This is a genomic window from Cloacibacterium caeni, from assembly GCF_907163125.1.
GTDB lineage: Bacteria > Bacteroidota > Bacteroidia > Flavobacteriales > Weeksellaceae > Cloacibacterium > Cloacibacterium caeni_B.
In genome coordinates, this window is sequence record NZ_OU015319.1 from 1,674,430 (window position 1) to 1,700,043 (window position 25,614).

The 25,614-nt window shown below is 33.7% G+C and carries 23 protein-coding genes; 11 read left to right on the forward strand and 12 right to left on the reverse strand.

Going from position 1 to position 25,614, the window contains the following annotated elements:
• Window positions 1-73: 73 nt before the first annotated feature.
• The 3 genes from nifJ to KKQ79_RS07620 all read right to left on the reverse strand — a co-directional run bounded on the left by nifJ (window position 74) and on the right by KKQ79_RS07620 (window position 7,174).
• Window positions 74-3,649 (reverse strand): pyruvate:ferredoxin (flavodoxin) oxidoreductase, encoded by a 3,576-nt coding sequence (gene nifJ / locus KKQ79_RS07610; RefSeq protein WP_213189621.1) that lies wholly within the window; start codon window positions 3,647-3,649, stop codon window positions 74-76.
• Window positions 3,650-3,662: 13 nt separating this feature from the next.
• Window positions 3,663-5,297 (reverse strand): NAD(P)-binding protein, encoded by a 1,635-nt coding sequence (locus KKQ79_RS07615; RefSeq protein WP_213189622.1) that lies wholly within the window; start codon window positions 5,295-5,297, stop codon window positions 3,663-3,665.
• Between the two features lie 236 nt (window positions 5,298-5,533).
• A complete protein-coding gene (locus KKQ79_RS07620; RefSeq protein ID WP_213189623.1) occupies window positions 5,534-7,174 on the reverse strand; it encodes an FAD-dependent oxidoreductase in 1,641 nt (546 codons plus the stop codon).
• Window positions 7,175-7,450: 276 nt separating this feature from the next.
• Between KKQ79_RS07620 and KKQ79_RS07625 the strand changes: the two genes are divergently transcribed.
• The 7 genes from KKQ79_RS07625 to KKQ79_RS07655 all read left to right on the forward strand — a co-directional run bounded on the left by KKQ79_RS07625 (window position 7,451) and on the right by KKQ79_RS07655 (window position 13,684).
• Entirely contained in the window at window positions 7,451-7,729 is a 279-nt protein-coding gene (locus KKQ79_RS07625) for a PspC domain-containing protein (protein WP_069797021.1), read from the forward strand.
• 128 nt (window positions 7,730-7,857) lie between these two features.
• On the forward strand, window positions 7,858-8,187 hold the full coding sequence (locus KKQ79_RS07630; protein ID WP_069797022.1) for a PadR family transcriptional regulator: 330 nt from the start codon (window positions 7,858-7,860) through the stop codon (window positions 8,185-8,187).
• A 10-nt stretch (window positions 8,188-8,197) separates the two neighbouring features.
• Window positions 8,198-9,934: a PspC domain-containing protein gene (locus KKQ79_RS07635; RefSeq protein ID WP_213189624.1), complete on the forward strand. Its 1,737-nt coding sequence runs from the start codon at window positions 8,198-8,200 to the stop codon at window positions 9,932-9,934.
• A 347-nt stretch (window positions 9,935-10,281) separates the two neighbouring features.
• Window positions 10,282-10,848: a 1-acyl-sn-glycerol-3-phosphate acyltransferase gene (locus KKQ79_RS07640; protein WP_213190701.1), complete on the forward strand. Its 567-nt coding sequence runs from the start codon at window positions 10,282-10,284 to the stop codon at window positions 10,846-10,848.
• Between the two features lie 21 nt (window positions 10,849-10,869).
• A complete protein-coding gene (locus KKQ79_RS07645; protein WP_213190702.1) occupies window positions 10,870-11,295 on the forward strand; it encodes a PaaI family thioesterase in 426 nt (141 codons plus the stop codon).
• On the forward strand, window positions 11,295-12,269 hold the full coding sequence (locus KKQ79_RS07650) for a chorismate-binding protein (protein WP_213189625.1): 975 nt from the start codon (window positions 11,295-11,297) through the stop codon (window positions 12,267-12,269). Before KKQ79_RS07645 ends, KKQ79_RS07650 begins: the two co-directional genes overlap by 1 nt.
• A gap of 60 nt (window positions 12,270-12,329) precedes the next feature.
• A protein-coding gene (locus tag KKQ79_RS07655) for an IS3 family transposase (RefSeq protein WP_213190703.1) occupies window positions 12,330-13,684 on the forward strand; the annotation gives its coding sequence in 2 pieces (ribosomal slippage) (window positions 12,330-12,804 and window positions 12,804-13,684; 1,356 coding nt in all).
• Window positions 13,685-13,729: 45 nt separating this feature from the next.
• On the opposite strand, the gene KKQ79_RS07660 is transcribed toward KKQ79_RS07655, so the two are convergent.
• From KKQ79_RS07660 to KKQ79_RS07700, 9 genes are all read right to left on the reverse strand, one after another.
• Window positions 13,730-13,927, reverse strand: a complete 198-nt coding sequence (locus KKQ79_RS07660; protein ID WP_069797026.1) for a hypothetical protein — start codon at window positions 13,925-13,927, stop codon at window positions 13,730-13,732.
• A gap of 33 nt (window positions 13,928-13,960) precedes the next feature.
• Window positions 13,961-14,557, reverse strand: a complete 597-nt coding sequence (locus tag KKQ79_RS07665) for a MarC family protein (RefSeq protein ID WP_104793401.1) — start codon at window positions 14,555-14,557, stop codon at window positions 13,961-13,963.
• 45 nt (window positions 14,558-14,602) lie between these two features.
• Window positions 14,603-16,315: a BatD family protein gene (locus KKQ79_RS07670; RefSeq protein ID WP_213189626.1), complete on the reverse strand. Its 1,713-nt coding sequence runs from the start codon at window positions 16,313-16,315 to the stop codon at window positions 14,603-14,605.
• A gap of 3 nt (window positions 16,316-16,318) precedes the next feature.
• Window positions 16,319-17,110 (reverse strand): tetratricopeptide repeat protein, encoded by a 792-nt coding sequence (locus KKQ79_RS07675; RefSeq protein ID WP_213189627.1) that lies wholly within the window; start codon window positions 17,108-17,110, stop codon window positions 16,319-16,321.
• Window positions 17,111-17,233: 123 nt separating this feature from the next.
• Entirely contained in the window at window positions 17,234-18,241 is a 1,008-nt protein-coding gene (locus tag KKQ79_RS07680; RefSeq protein WP_213189628.1) for a vWA domain-containing protein, read from the reverse strand.
• A gap of 9 nt (window positions 18,242-18,250) precedes the next feature.
• The gene (locus KKQ79_RS07685) at window positions 18,251-19,234 is read right to left on the reverse strand and encodes a VWA domain-containing protein (protein WP_213189629.1); all 984 of its coding nucleotides are present in this window, start codon (window positions 19,232-19,234) and stop codon (window positions 18,251-18,253) included.
• A 1-nt stretch (window position 19,235) separates the two neighbouring features.
• Window positions 19,236-20,135: a BatD family protein gene (locus KKQ79_RS07690; RefSeq protein WP_213190704.1), complete on the reverse strand. Its 900-nt coding sequence runs from the start codon at window positions 20,133-20,135 to the stop codon at window positions 19,236-19,238.
• Window positions 20,136-20,256: 121 nt separating this feature from the next.
• Window positions 20,257-21,120 (reverse strand): DUF58 domain-containing protein, encoded by an 864-nt coding sequence (locus KKQ79_RS07695; protein ID WP_213189630.1) that lies wholly within the window; start codon window positions 21,118-21,120, stop codon window positions 20,257-20,259.
• Between the two features lie 74 nt (window positions 21,121-21,194).
• A complete protein-coding gene (locus KKQ79_RS07700) occupies window positions 21,195-22,199 on the reverse strand; it encodes an AAA family ATPase (protein WP_213189631.1) in 1,005 nt (334 codons plus the stop codon).
• Window positions 22,200-22,489: 290 nt separating this feature from the next.
• Here KKQ79_RS07700 and KKQ79_RS07705 point away from each other — a divergent pair, with 290 nt between their 5' ends.
• From KKQ79_RS07705 to KKQ79_RS07720, 4 genes are all read left to right on the forward strand, one after another.
• Window positions 22,490-22,960, forward strand: a complete 471-nt coding sequence (locus KKQ79_RS07705) for a DinB family protein (protein ID WP_069797034.1) — start codon at window positions 22,490-22,492, stop codon at window positions 22,958-22,960.
• Between the two features lie 257 nt (window positions 22,961-23,217).
• Window positions 23,218-23,946: a 23S rRNA (guanosine(2251)-2'-O)-methyltransferase RlmB gene (rlmB, locus tag KKQ79_RS07710; protein ID WP_262897647.1), complete on the forward strand. Its 729-nt coding sequence runs from the start codon at window positions 23,218-23,220 to the stop codon at window positions 23,944-23,946.
• A gap of 343 nt (window positions 23,947-24,289) precedes the next feature.
• Entirely contained in the window at window positions 24,290-25,342 is a 1,053-nt protein-coding gene (locus KKQ79_RS07715; RefSeq protein ID WP_213189632.1) for a DUF6263 family protein, read from the forward strand.
• A 3-nt stretch (window positions 25,343-25,345) separates the two neighbouring features.
• On the forward strand, window positions 25,346-25,579 hold the full coding sequence (locus tag KKQ79_RS07720) for a hypothetical protein (protein WP_185117730.1): 234 nt from the start codon (window positions 25,346-25,348) through the stop codon (window positions 25,577-25,579).
• Window positions 25,580-25,614: the final 35 nt, after the last annotated feature.

Genomic DNA, 25,614 nt, shown 5'->3' on the forward strand with positions numbered 1-25,614 from the left:
TATTTTTTCTAAATCAAAAAACCTCCCAAATTCGGGAGGTTTTCATTTTCAATTTTCAACTTTCAATTTTCAATTAAAAAGTCGGTTGGAAGTTTTCAGCTCCAAGTGAAGCCATATCTTCGTACGTTTTCCATCTTAAATCGACTATTTCCTGAGCTAATTTCATTAAATGTTCAGCATCTTGTGGTTGCGTTTGTTTTAGAACTCGGTAACGCAACTCATTGTACGCATATTCTTCAAACGGAATTGTAGGACGAATAGAATCTAAGATAAACGGATTTTTATTATTTTTTCTCAACACAGGATTGAATCTAATCAATGGCCAATAACCACTTGCTACAGCCATTTTTTGTTGGTTCAAACCTTTTTCCATATCAATTCCGTGTGCAATACAATGACTGTACGCTAAAATTAATGAAGGTCCGTCATAAGCTTCTGCTTCACGCATTGCTAATAATGTTTGTTGAGGATTTGCTCCCATCGCAACCGTTGCTACATAAACATTTCCGTAAGAAATAGCTTGCATCGCCAAATCTTTTTTGCCAACACGTTTTCCTGCAGTTGCAAATTTTGCAGAAGCTGCAGTTGGCGTAGCTTTAGAACTTTGTCCACCCGTATTACTATAAACCTCAGTATCTAAAACCAAAACATTGATATTTCTTCCTGTAGAAAGTGCGTGGTCTAAACCTCCACTTCCGATATCATAAGCCCAACCATCACCACCAATGAGCCAAACAGCACGGTGAACCAAGTGGTCTGCAAGAGAATAGAGGTGTTTCGCATCTGGATTTTCAGAAAATTGCAATCTATTTTTTAGAATTTCAACTCTTTCTCTTTGTTTGATGATTTGACTTTCTAATTTTTGAGGTGCATTTAGAATTTCATTGATGAAATCTTCGCCCAACTCTGGTTTTAATTTTTCGGCGTAATAATGAGCCATTTGCAATTGCTTATCTGCAGAAAGTCTCATTCCTAAACCAAATTCGGCATTATCTTCGAAGAGAGAATTGCTCCAAGCTGGTCCTTTTCCTTTAGAATTAGAACTCCAAGGTGTAGTTGGTAAATTTCCTCCGTAGATTGATGAACAACCCGTTGCATTGGCTACCATTAATCTATCACCAAAAAGTTGAGTAAGAACTTTAATGTAAGGTGTTTCTCCACAACCTGCACAAGCTCCAGAAAACTCGAACATCGGTTCTAAGAATTGTACGCCGTGAACTGTAGAATAATTCACCATATTTTTATCGTGAATTGGCAATTTCTCAAAATAAGAAATCACTTTTCTATGTTTTTTAAGGTCTGGATTTTTTGGTAAAATATTAATCGCGCGCAATTCTTCGTTTTCCTGATCAATTACTGGACATGCTTCGTAGCATAATTTACAACCAGTACAATCTTCTTCATAAACCTGAAGCGTGAACTTGGTTTCAGGGAAACCTCTTGCATTAATTGGCGCAGATTGGAAACCTTCTGGAACTTCGGTCAATAAATCTTTGTGATAAAATTTAGAACGAATTACAGAATGAGGACAAACAAAACTACAATTACCACATTGAATACAGATATCTGCATTCCAATGGGCTACTTTTTCAGAAATATTTCGTTTTTCCCATTTAGTCGTTCCATTAGGGTAAGTTCCATCAGCAGGAATGGCACTTACAGGCAATTCATCGCCTTTGCCAATCATCATTTTGTAAGTGATATTTTTCACAAAATCTGGCGCATTTTCGTCAACAGTTTGCTCCTCTCCTTTTTCGGCGGTTACTGCATTTGGAATTTTAACTTCGAATAAATTGGCTAACGTTTGATCAACAGCTAAGAAATTTTTATCTACAACAGCTTGTCCTTTTTTGATGTACGTTTTTTCAATTGCTTTTTTGATTTGTTTTATGGCTTCTTCCTCTGGCAAAACTCCTGAAAGTTTGAAAAAACAAGTTTGCATAATGGTATTAATTCTGCCTCGCATCCCTGTTTTTTCGGCAACTTCATTGGCATCTATCACAAAAAATCTAATATTTTTTTCAATCAATTGTTGCTGAACTTGGTAAGGCAATTTATCCCAAACTTCATCTTTAGAATAGGGTGAATTCAATAAAAATTTAGCTCCATTTTTAGCAAAACTGAGCATATCTTCATTTTCTAAAAATTTAAAGAAATGACAAGCGATGAAATCTGCTTTTGAAATTAAATAAGGCGCTTCAATTGGTTCATGCCCAAAACGAAGGTGAGAAACAGTTTTCGCTCCAGATTTTTTAGAATCATAAACGAAATATCCTTGCGCTGAAAGTTCAGTGTTTTCGCCAATAATCTTAATCGAATTTTTATTTGCTCCTACTGTTCCATCTGCTCCCAAACCGAAAAACAGCGCTTGGTTCCATCCAGAATCATCTAATTTGAAGTTATAATCTACATTAATACTAGTAAAACTTACATCATCTGTAATCCCTACCGTAAAATGGTTTTTAGAATTTTCGGTTTTTAAATTATCATAAACCGCTTTTACCATAGCTGGTGTAAATTCTTTAGACGAAAGTCCGTATCTACCACCAATAATTTTTGGCATTTTTTCTAAAGTTCCATTGGTGAGTGCTTCTGTAAGGCAAACCAGAACATCTTGATACATTGGTTCACCATTGCTTCCAGGTTCTTTGGTTCTGTCTAAAACAGCAATTTTTTTCACTGATTTTGGTAAAACCGAAATAAAATCTTCATTTGGGAATGGTCTAAACAACGAGATTTTCAGAACACCTGTTCTTTCTCCATTTTTATTCAGAAATTCTGAAGTTGGAATCACGGTTTCTACGCCAGAACCCATAATTACGATAACATTTTCTGCTTCTGGATGTCCGAAATACGTTACAGGAGCATAATTTCTACCTGAAATTTTAGAGAATTTCTTCATTTCTTCCTTTAAAATGGTAGGAATTTTAGCATAATAAGGATTAGAAGTTTCTCTTCCTTGGAAATAAACATCAGGATTCTGAGCAGTTCCTCTTACAAAAGGTTTATCAGGATTTAAACTTCTATTTCTGTGTGCAATCACCAATTCATCATCTATCATTGCACGAATTTGGTCGTCATTTAAAAGATTAATTTTGTTCACTTCGTGAGAAGTTCTAAAACCGTCAAAGAAATGAATAAAGGGAATTCTCGCTCTCAAAGTGGTAGCTTGGGCAATAAGCGCCATATCGTGTGCTTCTTGAACACTTGCAGAAGAAAGCATCGCAAAACCAGTAGTTCTGGCTGCCATTACATCTTGATGGTCACCAAAAATCGACAAAGCTTGTGCTGCTAAAGAACGTGCTGCAACGTGAAAAACTGCACTTGTAAGTTCTCCCGCAATTTTGTACATATTCGGAAGCATCAGCATTAAACCTTGTGAAGCCGTAAAAGTGGTGGTTAATGCACCAGCTTGAAGTGAACCATGAACTGTACCAGCTGCACCACCTTCACTTTGCATTTCTATAATTTCGGGAACGTTTCCCCAGATATTTTTAATTCCTTTAGACGCCCATTCGTCTGCCAATTCTGCCATAGTAGAAGATGGCGTAATAGGATAAATGGCGCAAACTTCGTTTACTCTGTACGCGATGTACGCTGCAGCTTCGTTGCCGTCGATGGTTGCTATAATTTTATTTTGATTTTTCATTTTTTTCAATTGATTAATGTTCTAAAACCATATCTAAAGCGTGACAAGGACATTGTTCTGCGCAAACGCCACAACCTGTACACAAATCGTAATTGATGGTGTAACCTTCTCCTTTTCCGTTTTTGGAAATCGCACCTTCCGGACACGCTCCGTAACAACTATCGCACTCGAAACAATTACCGCAAGAAAGACAACGTTGTGCTTCGTAAACTGCTTCTTCAGTAGTATAACCTGCTACAATTTCGTCAAAAGTTTCTACTGCTTTCTCAATTTCTAAATGTTGTTGAGCTTTCTTTTCAGCATCTGTTTTGAACCAAATTTGTAGTTTTTCGATAGTAACTAAAGGATTGTTGGATGGTTTTTCGTAAGTAGTATTTCTAAGCCAAGCGTCAATATTTCTTGCTGCTTTTTTACCATGACCTGTAGCAATCGTTACTGTTCTTTCACTAGGAACCATATCTCCTCCTGCAAAAATTCCAGGATAACCTGTCATCATTGATGCATTTACCTCAACGGTTGTTCCATCCTCTTTGAAGGTAATTCCTTCAATATGTTTTAAGAAATCGGTATCTGCTTCTTGTCCGAGAGCTAGAATTAAAGAATCTGCTTCCAAAGTTTCGTATTCACCAGTTGGGACGGCTTTTCCATTAACCACTTGCATTTTTTCAACTGTGATAGAAGAAGTTTCCATATTTTTAATGGTGCTCAACCAATGGATTTTCACCCCCTCGCTTAAAGCTTCATCTGCTTCAAATTCGTGAGCAGGCATATGTTCGCGATCTCTTCTGTAAATAATCATGGCTTCATCTGCACCTAATCTTTTAGCAGTTCTCGCTGCATCCATTGCGGTATTTCCACCTCCGTAAATGGCGACTCTTCTTCCTAAAAGTGGTTTATTATCACTATTTTCATCAGCTTCTTTCAAGAAAGAAACCGCATCTAAAATTTTACTCGCTTCTTGAGCAGGAATATTTACTTTTTTGGCTAAATGCGCTCCAATAGCTACAAAAACTGCATCGAAACCACCATTTTCTTTTTCTTGGAGAATATCTTGAACTTTATAATTCAGAACAATTTTCACTCCGAAATTTTCAATTCTTTTAATTTCAGCTTGAAGAATATTTCTAGGCATTCTGTACGCAGGAATCCCAAAATTCATCATTCCACCAGCAACAGGTCCTGCTTCGAAAATCGTTACTTCGTGACCTAATTTTCTAAGATGATAAGCCGCCGAAAGTCCAGAAGGACCTGCACCTACAATCATAATTTTCTTACCGGTAAGTGTTTTCGGAGGATAAAATTGCCAATTATTTTTTAATGCTTCGTCTCCTAAGAATCTTTCTACGGCGTGAATACTCACCGAAGAATCTAAATCTTTTCTATTGCAAGAATTTTCGCAAGGATGATAACAAACTCTCCCATGAATCGCAGCCATAGGATTTTGCTCGGTCAATTTTCTCCAAGCGTCTTCTATTTTTCCTTCTTGAGCCAGAGAAAGCCAAGCCTGAATATTTTCGCCAGCTGGACAAGCGTTATTACAAGGTGGAAAAAAATCAACGTATTCTGGTTTGCTTTTCCTAATAGAACCAGTTCCCTTGCTTTTATTAAGGTTTGCAAGTTTGGTTAAATCCGTTTTAATAAAACTCATTTTATGTGTTTATTTGATGTTATCTACATTTATAAAAAGTGACTTTTAGAAAAGATTGGTCACAAAAGTTCAATTAACAAATTTATTAATTAACGCATAAGAACTTTGAGTTTTATAAGCATACATTTGTCATGTTTTGGAGATTTCTGATTAAAATCATATTATTATTGAACAATTATTGAAATAAAAAAGGCTCCAATAAAAATTGAAGCCTTCTTGTTAACAAAAAACTATTACTATGATTGAACTTTTGACCAAAGATTGTACCCTCCGTTTAAGTTCACGGCTCGAAAACCGTTATTTCTCATAATTCTATTGGCTAAATAACCACGCAAACCAACTTGGCAATAAATGGCATACATTTTATTCTTATCTAATTTTTCGAGATTTGCTCGTAAATCATCTACGTTAATATTTATTGCGCCTTCAATTGCGCCTCCTGAAAATTCTTTGGAAGTTCTTACATCTAAAATTACCGCATCATTTTCTTTCACAAAATCCCAAAATTCATCATAATTCACCATTTCTAAATCCCCTTTCAAAATATTTTCCGCAGCATAACCAGCTATGTTTACAGGATCTTTCGCAGAGTTAAAAGGCGGAGCATAAGTAATTTCAATTTCTGGTAAATCATAAACAGTGAGATTTCCTTTGATAGCCGTTGCAATTACATCAATTCTTTTATCAACTCCAGCTTCGCCAACAGCTTGAGCCCCGAAGATTTTTCCGTTTTCATCAAAAATAAGTTTTAAAACCATATTTTTTGCTCCAGGATAATAACCCGCGTGATGACCGCGAGTTACAATGGCAGTTTTATAAGGAATTCCGAAACGTTTTAATGTTTTTTCATTGAGTCCAGTTGAAGCCACAGAAAGTTCGAAAAATTTCAAAATAGAAGAACCCAAACTTCCTGTATATTTGTATTGATTTCCTAGAACGATATTGTCAGCTACTATTCTACCTTGTCTGTTTGCTGGCCAAGCTAAAGGAATCAACACTTTTTTATTGTTGATGTAATGCGCTACTTCTATTGCGTCTCCAACTGCATAAATATCAGGATTAGAGGTTTGCATAAATTCGTTCACCAAAATTCCACGAGTTTCTCCGATTTCCAAACCCGCTTCTATTGCTAATTTGGTTTCGGGTTTTACACCGATTGCAAGAATTACCGCATCTGTTTCTAAAGAAGTTCCATTGTTTAAGAACACTTCTATGGTTTCGCCTTTGTCATTGAATTTTTCTACGCCAACGTTTAACAACAATTCAAGCCCTTTTTGTTTGGCTTTTTCGTGAACGAAACTTGCGATATCAAAATCTACTGGTGCCATTACTTGGTTACCGAGTTCTACCAACTTCACATTCTTACCTGCTTCAATGAGATTTTCTGCTACTTCAAGACCAATGAAACCACCACCTACAACTACAAAATTCTGTGCATTTTTGGTTTTTGCCACAATTTTATCCATATCAGGAATATTTCTGAGTGTAAAAATTTTATCAGAATCAATTCCTTCAAAAGGTGGTTTTATAGGTTCTGCACCTGGTGCAAGCAATAGTTTGTCGTAGTTTTCTAAGTAAATTTCGCCAGTTTGTAAATTTTTTACTGAAACTTTTTTATCGACTGTATAAATAGATAAAACTTCTGTAAGAACTCTTACATCTAAGTTGTATCTTTCTTTAAGAGATTCTGGTGTTTGTAATAAAAGAGCGTCTCTCTTGTCAATCGTTCCGCTGATATGATAAGGCAAACCGCAATTCGCAAAACTTACATATTGTCCTTTTTCAAAAATTATGACTTCGTTTTCTTCTGAGAGTCTTCTTAATCTGGTTGCTGCTGTTGCGCCTCCTGCAACTCCTCCTACAATTAGTATTTTCATCTATAAATCTTTAATGGATTAAAAAACTTCATTTCTAAAGTGAAACAAAATTGATACTGCAAAATTACGGTTGGTTTTTACCAATTTCGGTAACAGATGTTACAATGAAAACGTGATTTTTGTCAAAAACAAAAATTATTAAAATTTACACTTGAAATTTTTATACCTGATAATCAGCAACTTAATTAAATCACTAGAAAATTTTTACTACTTTGTATTGCATAATACTAAATTTTATATATATCTTTGCATAAGAAAATCACAAAAATCATTAAAATGAAAACTTATCAACAAAACGAAAACCAATATTACACTGGTTGTAGAGCAAAACTAACTCGCGATGGAGACAATAGAAGAATCGCTGGGGTTTGTTCAGGACTTGGAAGATATTTCGGGATAGATGTCTCTTTAGTAAGAGTTGCATGGTTCTTACTGGCATTCTTCGGAATATTTTCGGCGGGAATTTCTACGTTTATGGTCGTATTCGTCTATTTTTTACTTTGGTTACTTTTACCAAAAACGAGAACGATTCATTACTTCGAAGAAAGAAAATAGTAATATATTTTTTTGCATTACTACTTTGCATTGCATATTACTAAAAAATACCTATTTTTGTTCAACAGAAAAAAATTCGTAAAATGAATGTTATAACAAATTATAAAAACCACTAATAACTAAAAAACATGAACACAGAAAATACCAAAGCGCAAATGCGAAAAGGAATTCTAGAGTTCTGTATTTTGAGCCTTATCAATAATAAAGAAATGTATGTTTCTGATTTAATAGACGAACTCAAAAAAGGAAAGCTAGATGTAGTAGAAGGAACTCTTTATCCGCTACTTACAAGATTGAAAAATGGAGAATTTCTTGCTTACAGATGGGAAGAATCTACCAGTGGACCGCCAAGAAAATACTACCAAATTACTGAAAAAGGAAAAACCTTTTTAGCAGAATTACAAAATACTTGGAATGAATTAACAGAATCTGTAAACCAAATCACCAAAACATCATAAAAACTAAACTATGAACAAAACATTATCAATAGGACTTGCTGGTTTTTCTTTCGTAATAGAAGAACACGCATACATAAAACTGAGTGACTACCTCGCTGCACTGAGAAGTTCTCTAGAGGAATCAGAAGCAGACGAAATTATGCATGATATCGAAATTAGAATTGTAGAAATTCTAAAAGATAACATGGGAAAAAGAGAAGTGGTAAATGATGATGATATAGAAAAAGTAATTGCCCAAATTGGTAAACCAGAAGTTATAGAAGAGCAAGAAGAAGCTTATTTTTCTGATAAAACTGCCAATAAAAAATCAAGACCTTCATTTTCTTCGGCACAGCAAAAACAACTGTTCCGTGATCCAGAAAATATGAAATTAGCAGGTGTTTGCTCTGGTCTGGCTGCCTATTTCGGGATGGATGTAACTTGGATGAGAGTAATTTGGTTTGGTGTAGCATTTTTAGGATTGTTCACCGCTGGAATCTCTACTAGTCTTATCATTTTCTTATATGTAGTTTTTTGGATTATCCTTCCAAAAGCAGAAACGGCAGCAGATTTTCTTAAAATGAAAGGTAAACCCTTGAATTTTGACAACTTAAAAGAAGAATCTAGCAATATCGTAAAATTTGCCAATGAATCTACTGCAAAAGTGGGTGAAATGTACAATGAAGCTAAACCTGTAGTAACTTCTGCTGGTAGCGGATTGCTAAACGTTTTAAGAGTTCTTTTCGGTGCTATTTTCGCTTTCTTAGCACTTGGAGCAATCATCGGTTTATTCTTCTTTTTCAATTTATTTGGAAATCCAGATTTTCCTGGTGTAAGCAAAATGAACTTCTTATTTGACGATGGCGGAATGAAATATATCCTTTCTTCTCTGATTGTATTAGGAACATTATTTCCTGCGGTTCTTTTCAGCTTAATCAGCATCAAATTATTATCTCCTAAAACTAAATTAAGAAATTTAGGATATGTATTGGGTGGTTTATTCTTAGCAATTGTGCTTTTAGGAACTTATTTCGGAGTAAACATGGCAAAAATAGATATGTCTTATAAAGGCGACAAAGAAGAAACCGAAAATATTTCTATCAATGTTCAGCCAACTGATAGCCTTATCATTGACAAAAAACAAGTAAACATTCCAGCGAATTATACTGCTTATGATGATGATATTTTCTCTGACAAGAAAATGGTTTTCGAAGAAGATTATCCAAACGTAGAAGTCGTAAGAAATGCTAATATTACTCAGCCGTACCTCATCATCAAAAAATATGCGGAAGGTTACAACAAACCTCTAGAACTTAATGTTCCTGTAGAAGTGGTAGGCAACAAAATTTTATTGCCAAATTTCGTAAGTTATCCTTACCAATACAGATTCAGACATTACAGTGTAGATTATGAATTGGTAGTTCCGAAAGACATGAAAGTTGCAAAAGGAAACGAACATCTGAATGTAAACGGTGACCTTAATGCAAACGGAATAGATGATGACGATGAAAATAACAACAATAAAAATGGAGATATCGTTATCGAAAAAAATAAAATCAATATCAACGGAACTACGATAGAATACGATTCTGAAAATGCTGACAGTGTAATTATAAACGGAAAAAAATATCCTAAAAAAGTTGCAGACAGCATTTTAGAAAAAGACATCAAAAATATTAACAGTCTAAAAGATTTAGAAAATTTAAAAAACCTTAATATTTCAATTAAAGATGGTGATTCTAAAATAGAAATTAACACCAAGAAATAAATAGTTCTAGTTTAGTTGGGTTGCTGATGATAACAACAGAAACTTCCGCAACCCTACACTAGAAACTAAGTAGCCGAAGAGAACGATATTTTATAAAATTTTAACATTTAAAATATTTTAAAATTAAAAATAATTAATAACTTCGCTAAGTGAATGAAACTCACATAAAACAAACAAAAAACACTTGAAATTATGATACAATTTGTCTTAGAAATCGTGATGAAAATAATGGAGTTCATCAGCAGTCTATTTTAGAAAGATTATAATCTATAAAATAATTATATTTGCAAGTAACCTTTTTGCTAGGGTTACTTGTTTTGTTTTTTAAAGAGAAATATATGAAATTTATTAAGAAAATTATTGCAAAGTTTATCCTTTGGGTTTGGGGTTGGAAGATTGTGTTAGAAGGTCCCGCAAGCAATTTAGACCGTTGCATTTTAGTCGTAGCTCCACACACTGCCAATGATGAATACATTTTAGGAAATCTAGCTTATTGGGTTCTAGACAAGAAACTAAAAGTTATCATAAAAGATGCTCACACAAAGGCTTGGTACGGTTTTATCGTAAAAGCATTGGGAGGAGTTGGAATCGATAGAAGCCAAAGAAATGACTTGGTAAATTTTGTAAAAAATGAATTTGCAAAAGATGATTTCAGCTTAGTAATTACACCAGAAGGAACCAGAAGTTTTGTTAACAAATGGAGAAAAGGATTCTATCACATGGCAAAAGAATCAAACGTTCCTATCGTTATTGCTGCTGGAGATTTTAAAACCAAAAGTATTCATTTAGGAAAACAAATTTCAGTAGAAGACATTCAGACCAGAAGCTACGAAAGCATCATGGAAGAATTACAAGAATATTACAAAAAAATCACTCCAAAATATCCAGAAAAGTGGAATCCAAAAATCTACTAATCTAAAAGTTGAATTTTTATGATGACCAACGAAGAAAAATTAGCACAGCTCAACCTTTGGAATAAAAACACTTTAATGGAAACTTTAGAAATCGTTTTCACCGATTTGGGAGACGATTATTTGGTAGGAACTATGCCCGTAAATTCTAGAGTTCATCAACCATTAGGTTTATTGCATGGTGGTGCTAATATTGCATTTGCAGAAAGTTTAGGCTCATGTCTTTCTAATATTTTGGTAGCTCACGAAGGAAAAGCTGCTGTAGGAACCAATATCAATTCTAATCACCTGAAAAGCAAAACCGAAGGAACCATTACTGGAACGGCTAGAATGATTAGAAAAGGACAAACCCTCCATTTTCTGGAAATAGAAATAAAAGACGAAAACGGAAGTTTACTGTGTCATTCTACGATGACGAACATGGTAATTAACCGAAAAATAGAAAAGTAATGAAAGCTATTTTCAGATTACCTTTTGACGAAAAATTTATCCTGATAAATCATCATGAAGCTGCAAGAAATGTGGCTTCTTTTTTTCCTTTCACCAATGGGAAAACCATCCATTTAAAAGCAAAAAATCTAGAAGTTTGTACTTCAGAAGAACTCAAATCTTCTTTTTTTGAGGTAGAAAATTTTCCTGATATTAATGCTGAACTAAATATTCCTCAGCATGAAGAATATCTCCAAAAATTAGAAAAAGCGATTGAAATCATCAAGCAGAATAACTTACCAAAACTTGTTATTTCTAGACCTATTGCTAAAGAAATTTCTTCCATCAATTTAGAAGAAACATACCAACTGCTTTGCAAAAAATACCCAAATACGCTTTGTTATCTTCTCATTACTGATGAAGAAATTTGGATAGGTGCAACTCCTGAAATTTTGGGAAAATTCAATAAAAAAACACATGAATTTTTCACCATGAGTTTGGCAGGAACACTTCCAGTAGATGAAGAATGGAGCGAAAAAGAAATCGAAGAGCAGAAACCTGTTACCCATTATATTTCTGAAATTTTAAAAAAATATGTCACTCTGAGCGAGGTCGAAGAGTCTGAAACTTACAATCATATTTCGGGGAATATTAAGCATCTCAGAACTGATTTCACTGCTAAAATTGAAGATAATAGACTTGAAGAATTAATTGAAGAACTACACCCTACTCCTGCAGTCTGTGGAATTCCGAAGGAATTTTGCAAAGAAAAAATTATAGAAATCGAACAATATAACCGTGAATTTTACGCAGGTTACATTAAAATAGAAACCGAGGAAGAAATTTATTACTTTGTGAATCTTAGATGTGCAAAAATTTACAAAAATCAAGTAATCGCTTTTGCTGGTGGCGGAATTACGGCACTTTCTTCGCCAGAAAAAGAATGGCGAGAAACCGAACTAAAATCTCAAGCTATTCTTCATCATTTACAATAAAAAAATCCGCTTCTAGTGGACTGCCCCCAAAAAGTTAGACACTTTTTAGGGGCATTTTTTATGGGGAAAAGTAAATATTCAGTAGACTTTAAATTAAAAGCTATAAAGAGATATCACAAAGGGGATATTGGAACAGACGATTTAGGAAAACGTATTGGAGTTTGTGGTTCCTTGGTTCGTAAATGGATAAAATTTTATGAACTTTATGGCGTTTCAGGACTTGTTCGGCTTTCCAATACGCATTACACAAAAGATTTTAAATTAAAGATTTTATCAGTAATTGAGAAAGAGAATTTAAGTTTAAAAGAAGCGTCGAGAAGGTTTAATATTCCTGCGGAGTCCAGTATTCTTAGTTGGCAGCGTAATTACAAAAAAAATGGTATTTTAGGTTTAGAAAACAGACCCAAAGGAAGACCTAAAACCATGAGTAATTACAAGCGAAAAAAAAAGAAAACAGGCAAACCCTTAACAAGGGAGGAAGAACTGTTGGAGAGGATTTATTATTTAGAAGCCGAGAACGCCATTTTAAAAAAGTTAGACGCCTTAATTCAGGAAAGGAAAAATCCAAAGCCATCGAAGAGTTAAGGCAGGACTTTGATTTAGCAGTACTACTGCATTGTACATCGATGGCAAGAAGCAGTTTTTATTACTATCAAAAACGCTTTCAAATGAAAGATAAATATGCGGAAATAAAAGAAATGATTAAGCAGATTTATCATCGTCACAAAGGAAGGTTGGGCTATAGAAGAATTACTTTGCTTTTGAAAGAAAAAGGAATTTTGATTAATCACAAAACTGTTTTACGACTTATGAAAATATTAGGTTTAAAGAGTATTATCCGAGTGAAGAAATATAAATCTTACAAGGGAGAGCAAGGGAAAATTGCGCCCAATGTTCTACAGAGGAATTTCAAATCGGACACTCCTAATCAGAAATGGGCAACCGATGTTACAGAGTTTAATGTATCGGGTAATAAACTTTATCTATCTCCAATCATCGATTTATTTAATGGTGAAATTGTCAGTTTTGACTTATCTGAAAGACCTGTGTTTAGCCAAATCATCAGAATGCTAAAGAAATCATTCAGAAAAGTAAAATCTACACAAAACATCATTCTACATTCTGATCAAGGTTGGCAATATCAAATGAAACATTACCAAAACTTGTTAAAAGAAAAAGGTATTATTCAAAGTATGTCCCGAAAAGGAAACTGTTTGGACAATGCGGTGATAGAAAACTTTTTTGGAACGATAAAATCAGAAATGTTTTATGCCAGAAAGTTTGGTTCCATTCAGGAACTTAAGATGGAAATAGTGAAGTACATTCACTATTACAACAATGATAGAATAAGACTCAATCTCAAAGGAAAGAGTCCGGTACAGTACCGAACTCTTTCCTTTGAAAATATTGTTTAATTTTGTCTAAACTTTTGGGTGCAGTCTATAGAAGCGGATTTTTCATTAACTATTTTTCTGCGAAAGTTTTTTCCAAGTGTTCATAACCAGAGTAACTAAAATTCCTATAATAGATGCGACTATAGAGAATAAGAATTTATTGTTTTCTGAATGCATAAAACCTAAATTCCAGTCGATTGCATAAAGATTAACTCCTAAAAATATAATAAAAAGCACTAAAAAAACTTTGTAAAACGTTGTCATTGGTATGAGATTTATGATTTAATGTTGATAATTTTAAAATTGTACGTAAGTAGAAAATAACTGCGCAAAGTTAGCGGTAAATAATTTAATAGAAATCGCTAAAAGGATAATTCCAAAAACTTTTTTGAAAATCATCAGCGTAGCATCTCCTATTTTTTCTTCTAAGAAATTGGCAGATTTTAGAACGATGTAAACCAAAATGGTATTGAGCAAAATCCCTAAAATTATATTCACTACATGAAATTCTGCACGAAGTGATAAGGTAGTCGTCAATGTTCCAGCTCCGGCTACTAAAGGAAACGCAATCGGAACGATAGAAGCAGCCTTCACGTTTTCTACTTTGTGAATTTCTATTCCCAAAATCATTTCCAAAGCAATAATAAAAATAACCAAAGCTCCCGCAATCGCAAACGAATTCACGTCTATCCCGATGAATTTTAGCATTTCTTTTCCTACAAAAAGAAAAACAATCATCAATGCTCCAGAAACAATCGATGCTCTTTCTGCATCAATATGCCCGAATTGCTTTCTAAGAGAAACAATAATAGGAACAGAGCCTAAAATATCAATTACTGCAAACAAAACCATAAAACAAGTCAAGGTTTCTTTAAAAGAAAACGATTCTAACATAGTGTGATTTTTTTATTATTTTCACAAAAGTATGAAATACTTTTATTATTCCATAATTTCAGAATACATCGCAGTTATAGAGTTGTAAAGCTCTTCTAAATGAGAGTCGTCATGAATAGGCGAGTATTTTTCTATTGAAATTTGTTGTTCTAAATTTCTGAAATCTTCGGTGAACTGAGAACCTTTGTAATTTTCTAAAAATGCTTTCAATCCCATTCCAAATTTTTGCTGAATATGCTGTTCTGCATCTTGTTGCAATTCTTCATAAGTAGCAAAAAATGCTGAATAGTCTCTATTAGAAATGAGTATTTTCAGATATTCTAAATTCGCTTCAAAGCCTGGTTTTAGAAGATTTTTAATTTTTTCTTCTTCTTCTCTAATCGTAGTTATTGGTTTATTTTCTACAGTAACTAGAGCTTTTTTCTTAGGTCTAATCCACAAGAAGAAAAGGAAAGTTCCCATTACAAGCACTGCCAAACCAGAGAATAAATTTTTAAAATTAAAACGGTAAGACTGTGTGTGTTTTTCTTTTTCGATAACAGGTAAAGGAACACTGTTTAAAACATTAGCAGTATAATCATCTACAATGTCAATCGTTGATTTCTGTGCCGCAATTTGAGCTGAATTTAGGACATTCAACACAATACTTTTCACCCCCAAATCAATGTACTGATTCAGTTCTGGATTAAAAAACGAAAACGGTTCAGTAGAAATATTGATTTTACCTTCATGTTTAGGAATCACCACATATTTTGCAGTAATTGAACCTTTCACTCCTTCTTTATTGGTAGATAATTTGCTTATAATCTGAGGTTTGAAAAAAGTGTAATCTTTAGATTCTATTAATTTCGGCAATTTATCTTCGTCTAAATTTCCTAAACCTGAAATTTTCACCAAAACGTCAATCGGTTTGTTTACTTCCAGAGGTTCTGTTTTTGCAATTTCTTTAATGGAAACCTGAAATTTCCCTACCGCATTTTTAAAATTCTCTGGAGAATCTTTCGGCAAAGTTTTTACATTAATTTTAACCTTATTCGAAATAATTTTACTGATTTCTGGCGTTTTCACCATTGCCGAAACTGGCTCTATTTCTACATTACCAGCTTCTTCTGGGAAAATAATAAACATAGCAATCACTTGCGAAGCCATTTCGCCATTTATATTTTCTATGTCTTGTTTTTTGTAACTGATAGGCTTAATTCTCGCATTATTTTGCTGCGGAAATTTTATATTCTCTAACTTTCTGAAGTTATCATAATTCTTGCTATAAGCTCTCAAAACCGCTACAGTTGGCTGATTTTCATAAACTTCCTTGTCTTGAACTTCTACATTCAGATACACATCTTTAGAAAGATATTCGGTTTCTGCTCGTGACGTTTCTTTCACCAAAATGTCAAAAGGTTCTGATTTATAAATTTTACCATTTACGGTAAGTAAAGCCGAGCCAATTTTCACTTTTCCCGTAACTTTTGGCTGAAGATATAATTGATAAATGATTTGGTTTACTCTAATTCCTCTTTTTTGGTCAATGAAAGTATTTTGTTCGGAAGCACTTCCTACAATATCGAATTTTGATAAATCAGGAAGACGAAGCGGACTCTGCTGTTCCATGTTTTCGCCTACCACTTCTTGTACAATGGTGAGAACAACGGGTTCATTTTGCTTCGGTTCTTTGGTGTTGACATCAGTCAAAACGGTAACTTGTCCGTAAGAAATTGCAGACATTACAAAAAATAATATGTTGAGAATTTTTTGCATTAATTACCAGTCTTTTGTATTGCTTTCTGGTGAATAGTAACCATTTTTATTGAGTAACTTTTTAGCGGTTTCTCTTTCTTGATTTGCACTTCTTTGTAGAATCAATTTTTGCAAATCTTTAGGAATTTTATTCGGGTCATTAGGATTTTGCGGTTCGTTTTTTTGGTTTTGCTTTTCCGCTCCTTGATTTCCTTTCCCTTTATTTTGGTCACCTATATTACCGTTCGGTTGATTTTTAGTATTGTTATTTTTATTTTCTTGATTTTGGTCTCCTTGCTGATTTTGATTATTATCTTGGTTTTTATTTTGGTTATTTTGTTGATTTTGCTGTTGGTTTTGTTGATTTTGTTTATTGTCTTTTTGCTTTTGCTTCTTCTTGGCAATTTGTAAATTTTTTAAAATCGCTTCATTATCTGGATCATACTTCAGTGCATTTTTATAAGCATTAACTGCTTTTTCACCATCACCATTTTGAAGATGAGCATTTCCTTCGTTGTAATAAGAAGCAGCTTTTTCATCTTTATTGTTGGTGTTTTTTTGTGCTTTTTGATATTCGGCAATCGCTTCGTCGTACTTTTTTATTTTATACAAAGAATTGCCCAAATTATAATGCGCACCAAAATCTTTTTCATTTTTTTTCACCGCTTCCGAAAATGTGGAAATAGCTTCGCCATACTTTTGTTTGTCGAAGCTTCGGTTTCCTCTGAAGATTAGGGTGTTTAAACTTTCTTGAGCCTTAACAGTAACGAGACCAAGAAAAATTAAGCTAATATGTACAAAAAACTTTCTCAACATTTGTTGGTACAAAAATATCGCTTTAATTGTTAAAATTAAATCTTAGAAATGTTAAATAATTGATAAAAAAGTAGTTTTTTGAGACTAAAATTCAAGGTTTTGCGTTTTCTAAAGTTTTCATTTTTAAAAATTGAAATCTTTTTTAGGATTAAAAAGAAAAATAATCACAAATATAAAAAGCGAAACGCCCAAAAACCACTGATAATAATGAACCGCAGATTGTGTATTTACCAATGTTTCCGAAGCTCCTTTTTGGTTTCTGAGTTGCAAAACAATTTTATTGACTGCTGCTTCCATATCATTACCGTCTACATATTCTCCGTTGGTATCAAAAGCGAGAGACATCAATGCTTCTGTTTGTCTTTTGGTAATAATCGTCTCGCCGAGAATATCGGTTTTATAGCCCATTAATTGCCCAAATTCATAAATAGGAATTGGCGCTCCATCGTCTTTTCCTATTCCTACAGAATTGATGGTTATTCCTTGTCTCAATGCTTCATCTATCGCCGCTTTGTCATTTCCTTCATTGTCTTCGCCATCGCTAATTAATACGATTTTTCTAGCACCTTTCGGAACATTTTTAAATTTTTCTGTGGCTACTTCTACTGCTTTTAGAAAATCTGTCCCTTGTTTCCCAATCGTAGTGGTTTCTATCGCTCCAATATACGTTTCGGCGGCAGAATAATCTGTAGTCAAAGGCATTATAGATTGTGCATCTCCTGCAAAAACTACGATTCCGACTTTGTCATCACCCAAATTTTGTATGGTATTGATCAAAATGTTTTTGGCTTGTTCTAATCGAGAAGGTTGCACATCTTGCGCGTTCATAGAGTTAGAAACATCTAGCAAAAAAATCACAGAATTTACTTTTTGTTGGATTTTCATCTCTTCTTTTCCTCCCAGAAAATCTACCATTGCTAAAATCAAAAAAACAAAAGCCAACAAATATAAAACTGGGAAAAATTTAGAAAATTGATAATCTTTCGGAAATAAATCTTCTTGAAATTGAGCTTCAGCAAAAATATTTCTCCTTTCTGATTTCCATTTTTTGAAACCAAAAAGAAGCAACGCTATTACCGGTAAAAGCAATAACAAAAGTAAATACCAAATATTTCCTAGACTAAAATTCATTTCTATTTTTTAATTAAAAATCCTAAAAATTCTCCATCTTAAAACTGCATCTATCAATAAAAACACCAAGGCAATCCAAAGAAAAACTCTGAAATATTCTTCGTAATTGTAAATTTTATTGGTTTTAATTTTCGATTTTTCTAAAGAGTTAATCTCGTTATATACATTTTCTAAACTCGTATTAGAAGTGGCTCTGTAATATTTTCCACCTGTTAAAGTCGCAATTTCAGAAAGCGTAGCTTCATCAATCTGCACTTCTTGTTCGAAAAATTGTATTCCAAAAGATGTAATCTGCGGAAATAGTGCAAAACCATTCGTTCCGATTCCTATCGTGTACACTTTAATTCCGTAGGATTTTGCCAATTCACCTGCAAATTGTGGTGGCATCGCATTCGGAACCGTATTTACTCCATCAGTCATTAAAATAATGATTTTAGACTTTGATTTACTGTCTTTCAAATGATTTACCGCTACAGAAAGTCCTTCTCCAATCGCTGTTCCCGTAAGTTCTTCACTCGGACTCATGTCTCTAATTTCATCCAAAACCACTTGATGGTCAGAAGTGAGCGGAACTTTTGTAATTCCTTCTCCCCAATATTCCACAATTCCTATTCTATCACCTTCCCTTTTTTTGACAAAATCCGTCGCAATTTTTTTCAAAGCAGTAATTCTATCAGGCTCTAAATCTTGAGCCAACATACTGGGCGAAATGTCAATCGCTAGGAAAATATCAATGCCTTTGGTTTCGTCTCTATCGCTAAAAATGGTGTAAGTTCTAGGCCTTGCCAAAGCAATAATCAGCGCAGAAAGAATGATGTATTTAGAAAATTGTAAAAATTTTTGAACCCAAGAAAAACTTCCTGCTACAGACATATTTCGAGTAGTCGGAACATTAATCCCCGAATTTTTCTTCTTGCTAAAATCCCTTATCAAAAGCGGAATAAAAAGCATAAAAAGCAATAAAAAATATGGACTATCTATCTGAAAATTCATCTTAATGCACTTCTCTTAAATGTTCTGCTTCAATATCTGTAACCGAACGCTCTACAAATTCATAAATATCTAAAAAATCACGCTCCATTAATTCTTGATTTGGAATGATTTTGGCAAATTTCACCAAATCTCCTCTCAGAAAAACCTCCTCCACTATTTTTTCATTGTCTGGCGAAATTTTATTGGTATGTTTCATCACATCGATTAAGTCATCGGTCAACAAAACATCTGCAGGAATATGATATTGTTTTACCAAAAACGCTCTGGTTATGTCTATCAATTCTACATAAAACATTCTGTAATTCCCTTTTTCTGCGTATTTTTTCTTTTCTAGATTTTTCAGATCCTGTAATGTTTTATGAATTGGACTTTTCTCTTTTCCAGAATTTCTGAAAACCCCATTTTTGAAGAAACTTAAAAATAAAAATAGGGAAGTAAAAATGACCAAACCTCCTAAAATATACCATTTATACATTTCCCAATAATCACTAAAACCCAAATCAACTTGCTTATTGTTCATAATATCGTTGATTTGATCATCTGCATTCACAGGATTATAAACCGTGATTTCATAGGGAATCGTTTTGATGGTTTCTGCTCCATTTATCGAAAACTCAAGTTCTGGAATGGTAAATTTCCCTTCCTCAAAAACCTGAAATTCTACAGTTCTGGTGTATTGATCGTATGTTTTATTGATTTCGTCTTTAGTTTCTTCTAAATGAAAAGGCAAGAGTTCATTTTTAGGTTTAGAAATCACATCTTTTCCTTCTAAACCATTGATGGTTACTCGAAAGGTTGCTTTTTCGCCTAGCGCAATTTTTTCTTTAGATAAATTAGAAGAAAGCGTCTGTGCAGAAAAACATTGAGCAACAAAAACAAACAACAAAGCCAATTTTTTAATCACTCCAAAAGCAACAAAAGGCCATTTAAACCTTTTAAGATTTGGCGAAACTTTATCGAGTTGTCTGTCTATATATTGATTGAAAATTTTTAAAAAATTTTTCTTCATTAATTGCTATTTTCTATTTTTTTTGAAAATAATTATACAAAATTTTGGTATAATCTTCCTCTGCTTTTACTTCTACAAAACTGGCAGAACTTTTCTCAAAAGCTTCTCTCAGGTGTCTTATTTTTTGTTTTTGAGCTTCTGCATAATTGTAACGCCATCTTTGGTTAGACGTATTCACCCAAATTTGTTTTCCTGTTTCTATATCTCTGAAAAAAGCATAACCTACATCTGGAATTTCATTGTCTTTTTCGTCAAAAACTCTCAAACCTAATAATTGATGTTTTTTGGATGCAATTTTCAATAATTTTTCGTCAAATTCATCTGCAAAATCAGAAAAAAGAAACGCTAGAGATTTCTTTTTAAAAACATGCATCATGTATTCTAAAGCAGCATCTATATTGGTTTCTGCCTGCACATAATCTGCGGTCAAAATCGTGGAAATTATCGCTAAAATATGTTTTCTGCCTTTCTGTGGCGGAATGACTTTATAGACTTTATCCGCAAACAAAATAAGTCCCACTTTATCATTATTTCCTGCCGCCGAAAACCCTAAACTTGCCGAAATTTCTGCCACCAATTCACGTTTCAGTTGAATTTTTGTTCCATAATTCATAGAGGCAGAAATGTCTACCAAAATCATCATCGTGAGTTCACGTTCTTCTTCCATTACCTTCACATAAGGTTCTTTGAAACGTGCGGTTTTGTTCCAATCAATTCTGCGAATATCATCTCCAAATTGATAAGGACGAACTTCCGCAAAAGCCATTCCTTGACCTTTAAAAGCACTGTGATATTGCCCCATCAAAGTATTTTCCGTTCTCTTTCGAGTACGGATTTCTATTTGTTTTACTTTTTTTACAATATCTTTTATTTGCATAATATGGTTGTTGGTTATCGGTTGATAGTTGTCAGAAATTACAATCAACCGACAACTATTAACTGACAACTAAATTACGGCGCTTGAACTTTTCCCAAAATTTTATCAACAATTGCGTCTGCATCTACATCTTCTGCTTCCGCTTCGAAGCTGAGACCAATTCTGTGACGCAAAACATCTTTCGCAATCGCTTTTACATCTTCAGGAATTACAAAAGCTCTTCCTTTCAAAAATGCAAATGCTCGTGAAGCAATCGCTAAATTGATAGAAGCTCTAGGAGACGCCCCAAAACTGATGTAATTTTTCAGTTCAGAAAGTCCATATTTCTCTGGAAATCTGGTTGCAAAAACCATATCGAGAATATATTTCTCAATTTTTTCGTCTAGATAAATTTGATTAATGATTTTCTTGGCTTCCACTATTTGTTCCAAAGAAATCACTGGTTTTATTTGAGGAATATCCGAAGTAGAAACCATTCTCATGACTTGTCTTTCTTCCTCAAATTCTGGATAATCAATTTTGCATTTCAGCATAAAACGGTCGGTTTGTGCTTCTGGCAAAAGATAAGTTCCTTCTTGGTCAATTGGGTTTTGCGTCGCTAAAACCAAAAAAGGTGTTGGTAATTTCATGGTTTCATCACCAATGGTAACTTGTTTTTCTTGCATTACTTCCAAAAGTGCAGATTGCACTTTTGCAGGAGCACGGTTGATTTCATCTGCCAAAACAAAATTTGCAAAAACAGGACCTTTTTTGATGGAAAAATCGTTTTCTTTCACATTATAAATCTGCGTACCGATAACGTCTGCTGGCAATAAATCTGGCGTAAACTGAATTCTAGAAAACGCTCCATGAACCGCTTCTGAAAGGGTTTTGATGGCTAAAGTTTTTGCCAAACCAGGAACACCTTCCAGCAAAACGTGACCATTTCCTAATAGACCTATTAAAAGTCTGTCTACCATGTATTCTTGTCCGATAATTGCTCTGTTAATTTCCTTTTTCAAAAGTGAAAAGTAAACGTTCTGTTCTTTTACTTTTTCGGTGAGTTGTTTAATATCTTCGGCTTGATTAAGTTCTTGCATAATTTTTTGAAAAATTAGACTGTAAATTTCACGATTTTCAAGGAATTGGCAACACAATTAATGCCAAATTTTGGTTAAAGTTTGTTAAAAAAAGATGGAAGTCGGAAGTCAGAAGTCAGAAGTTAAAAAATTGACAATCTTTTTCCGCACAAAAATAATCATTAAAATATTGATTTTCAATAAATTAAAACAACAAAAAAACTTTAAGAATATTTTATAAAAAACTTCCATCTTCCAACTTCCATCTTCCGTTCAATTTCAGTATTTTTGGAGATTAAAATCAATTTTAAATGAATACTCATTTTCAAAATCATAGAGCAGTAAGAAAAAACCTTCTGAATATTCTACAAAATACGTCTCACAAAGACTTGTTGACCATTCCAGATGGCTTTAACAATAATATTTATTGGAATATTGCACATTGCGTAGCTACTCAGCAACTTTTGTGTTATTATTTAAGCGGAAATCCTTTTAGAATAGACAAATATTGGGTAGATACTTACAAAAAAGGCACTCTTCCTAATCTGGATGTTTCTGAATCTGAAGTGGAAGATTTAGGTTTCCTACTTATCGAAACTTCTAAAATTCTGATGAAAGATTATGACGATGATTTTTTCCCAGATTACACCGCTTATTCTACAAGTTTTGGAATTGATTTAAAAAATATTCAGGATGCAATCATTTTCAACAATATGCACGAAAGTTTACATTTTGGATATGCAATGGCTCAAAAACGTGCTTTAGCTGGAGAACAGTTTTAGGTAAAGGTAAAGGCAAAATTTAAATCTTGCTCTGTGAGAGCAAAAAGTTTGTAGAATACAGTAGAAAAATATCATTTTGAGTTCCGTAGGAACGACACAAATAGAATTCAAATTTAAAAATCAAAAAATTGGGAGAATTTAATAAAAAATATAACTCAGGCGAGAGGAGAAGTTTTGGGCCAAAAAATTTCGATAGAAAACCTCGTTTTGACAATAGAAACTCGGAACACGAATCTAAAAATGAAAAAGAAGATTTCATTTTCGGTTTGAGACCTGTAATGGAAGCGATAGAAGCTGGAAAAACCATTGACAAAATTTTTGTACAAGGTGGTTTGCAAGGTGAGATTTATTCAGAATTAAAAAAATTACTAAAAAAATACAACATCAGACCCAACACGGTTCCAATTGAAAAACTGAATCGTTTTACGAGAAAAAATCACCAAGGAGTAGTCGCATTTATCTCAGAAATTCCGTTTTATAAAATCGAGGATTTGTTGCCACAAATTTTTGAAGAAGGAAAAATTCCTTTTTTATTGATTTTAGACCGTTTAACTGATGTTAGAAATTTCGGAGCGATCGCCAGAACTGCAGAATGTGTAGGAATAGACGCAATTGTAATTCCAGACAAAGGAGCTGCTCCTATCAATTCTGATGCCATCAAAACTTCGGCTGGAGCGCTTTACAACGTAAAAATTTGTAAAGAAAATAATCTGGCTCACGTAGTAGATTTTCTTCAGCAATCAGGAGTTACCGTTTTTGCAGCCACTGAAAAGGCAGAAAAAATGATTTATGACGCTCATTTTTCAGAACCTTGCGCCATCGTAATGGGAAATGAAGAAACAGGAATCTCGAAAGAAGTAATGCATCATGCTGATGAAAAAATAAAATTGCCAATCACTGGAAAAACACAATCTCTGAACGTTTCTGTAGCTTGTGGAGCGATTCTTTATGAAGCGGTGAGACAGAAAATGGTGGGAGAATTGTAGAGTTGGAGAGTATTTTTAGGCGTTCCGTAGGAACGCAATATGTGTAGAAATATAATTGACAATAAAAAAGGCGGTTCCGTAGGAACCGAATGTTTTTTACTTAAAATTGGTAAATAATCAAACGAAAAACTGAAACATGAATAATAGCCCTGATTGACTCCTTAAAATCGTCGAACCACTTCGTTGGGTTTGAGCGATGTGTTTGAGCTCTTTTTGTTTTTTTCAGATGTTTCCACTCTGATCAATAAGATAAAAAAACAAAAAAGCGAGTCGCGAAAGCAGGACTTAAAGTGAATAAAAAGGCAAGATTCTTGCTTCAAATGATACAAAATAATTAAAATCAATGAAAAAAATTACAGCAATTGCGCTGCTTTCAATAGCAATCGTTTCTTGTCAAAAAGAAACAAAAACCGTAACCAAAGTTGACCCAAAAACTGGAAAAACCATCACTATAGAAGTTCCTGTGGAAGATAAAGAAACGGCAAAAGTAGAAAATCCTGCCATCAAAGATTCTCTAGGTGTTTACCATGCAAATTTTAAATTAGAAAAAGGAAAAACGTATCCTTTCAGCACTTACCAAAGAGATGTGCAAACGCTTTCTGACGGGAAACAAAACATTTCTGGAACGAATGAATCTACAGACGAAATGACGTTTACCGTAGATAATATCGATGCAAAAGGAAACTACGAAATTTCTATGACGCTTGTTGGGAAAAGAATGTCTGCAACTTCTCAAGGAAAAACCCAAGCGATAGACACGAAAGGAAACGCTCCTGAAGATGCTCAACAAAAATTTATGTGGGCGGTACAAAAAGCACAAACAGGTAATAAATTAAAAATTACCATGGACAAAACTGGGAAAATTCTTTCTATTAAAGGTTTTGAACCCGTTTATAAAAAAACCAATGATGCGGCTGCTTCGGTGATTAAAGATGCTGCTCAACTTAAAAATTTCATGGAAGGATTTAAATTAAGTTTCAACGAGAAGTTTTTAAAAGAACAATTTGGAAAAAACCTAAATATTCTTCCAGCAAAAGGCGTAAAATTAGGCGGAACATGGACACAGTCTGACAATGTAACTCCAGATGGAAGCGTGAAAATAAATACCACTTATACCCTAGCAAAAGTAGAAGACGGAATTGCAGAAATTACTGTAAAAGGTGGAATTCCTAGAAAAGCAAAAACACAGTCTAAAAACGGAATGACGCATTCTGTAAGCATAGAAGGTGTACAAACGGGAACCATAAAAATAGACGCCAACTCTGGTTGGATTCTAGGCTCTAAAATCCAAATGAACACTACGGAAAAAGAAAGTTTGAGCGACGGAAAACAATCTCAAAGCATGTCTAAAAAGACCAACTCTTTAGTTACAATCAATCCTAGTTATAAATTTTAAAAAATGGCACTGGTTAAATATTTATTCGAATTAGTTTTAGCAACCATCATTATATTCTTTGTTTGGAATATTTTGAAAAGGATATTCTTTAATCAATTTTATAAAAATTTCCCTAGTCTTAATCCCAGAAACAGAGAAAACGTTTCACCCAAACCTGCAAAACCTACTAAAGAACAAGTAAAATGGGATGCAGAAACTGTGGAATATGAAGAAGTAGAGGAAAAAGAAAAAAGGTAGAGTAACGACCTAAATCATACAACCGGAGTTTTTCC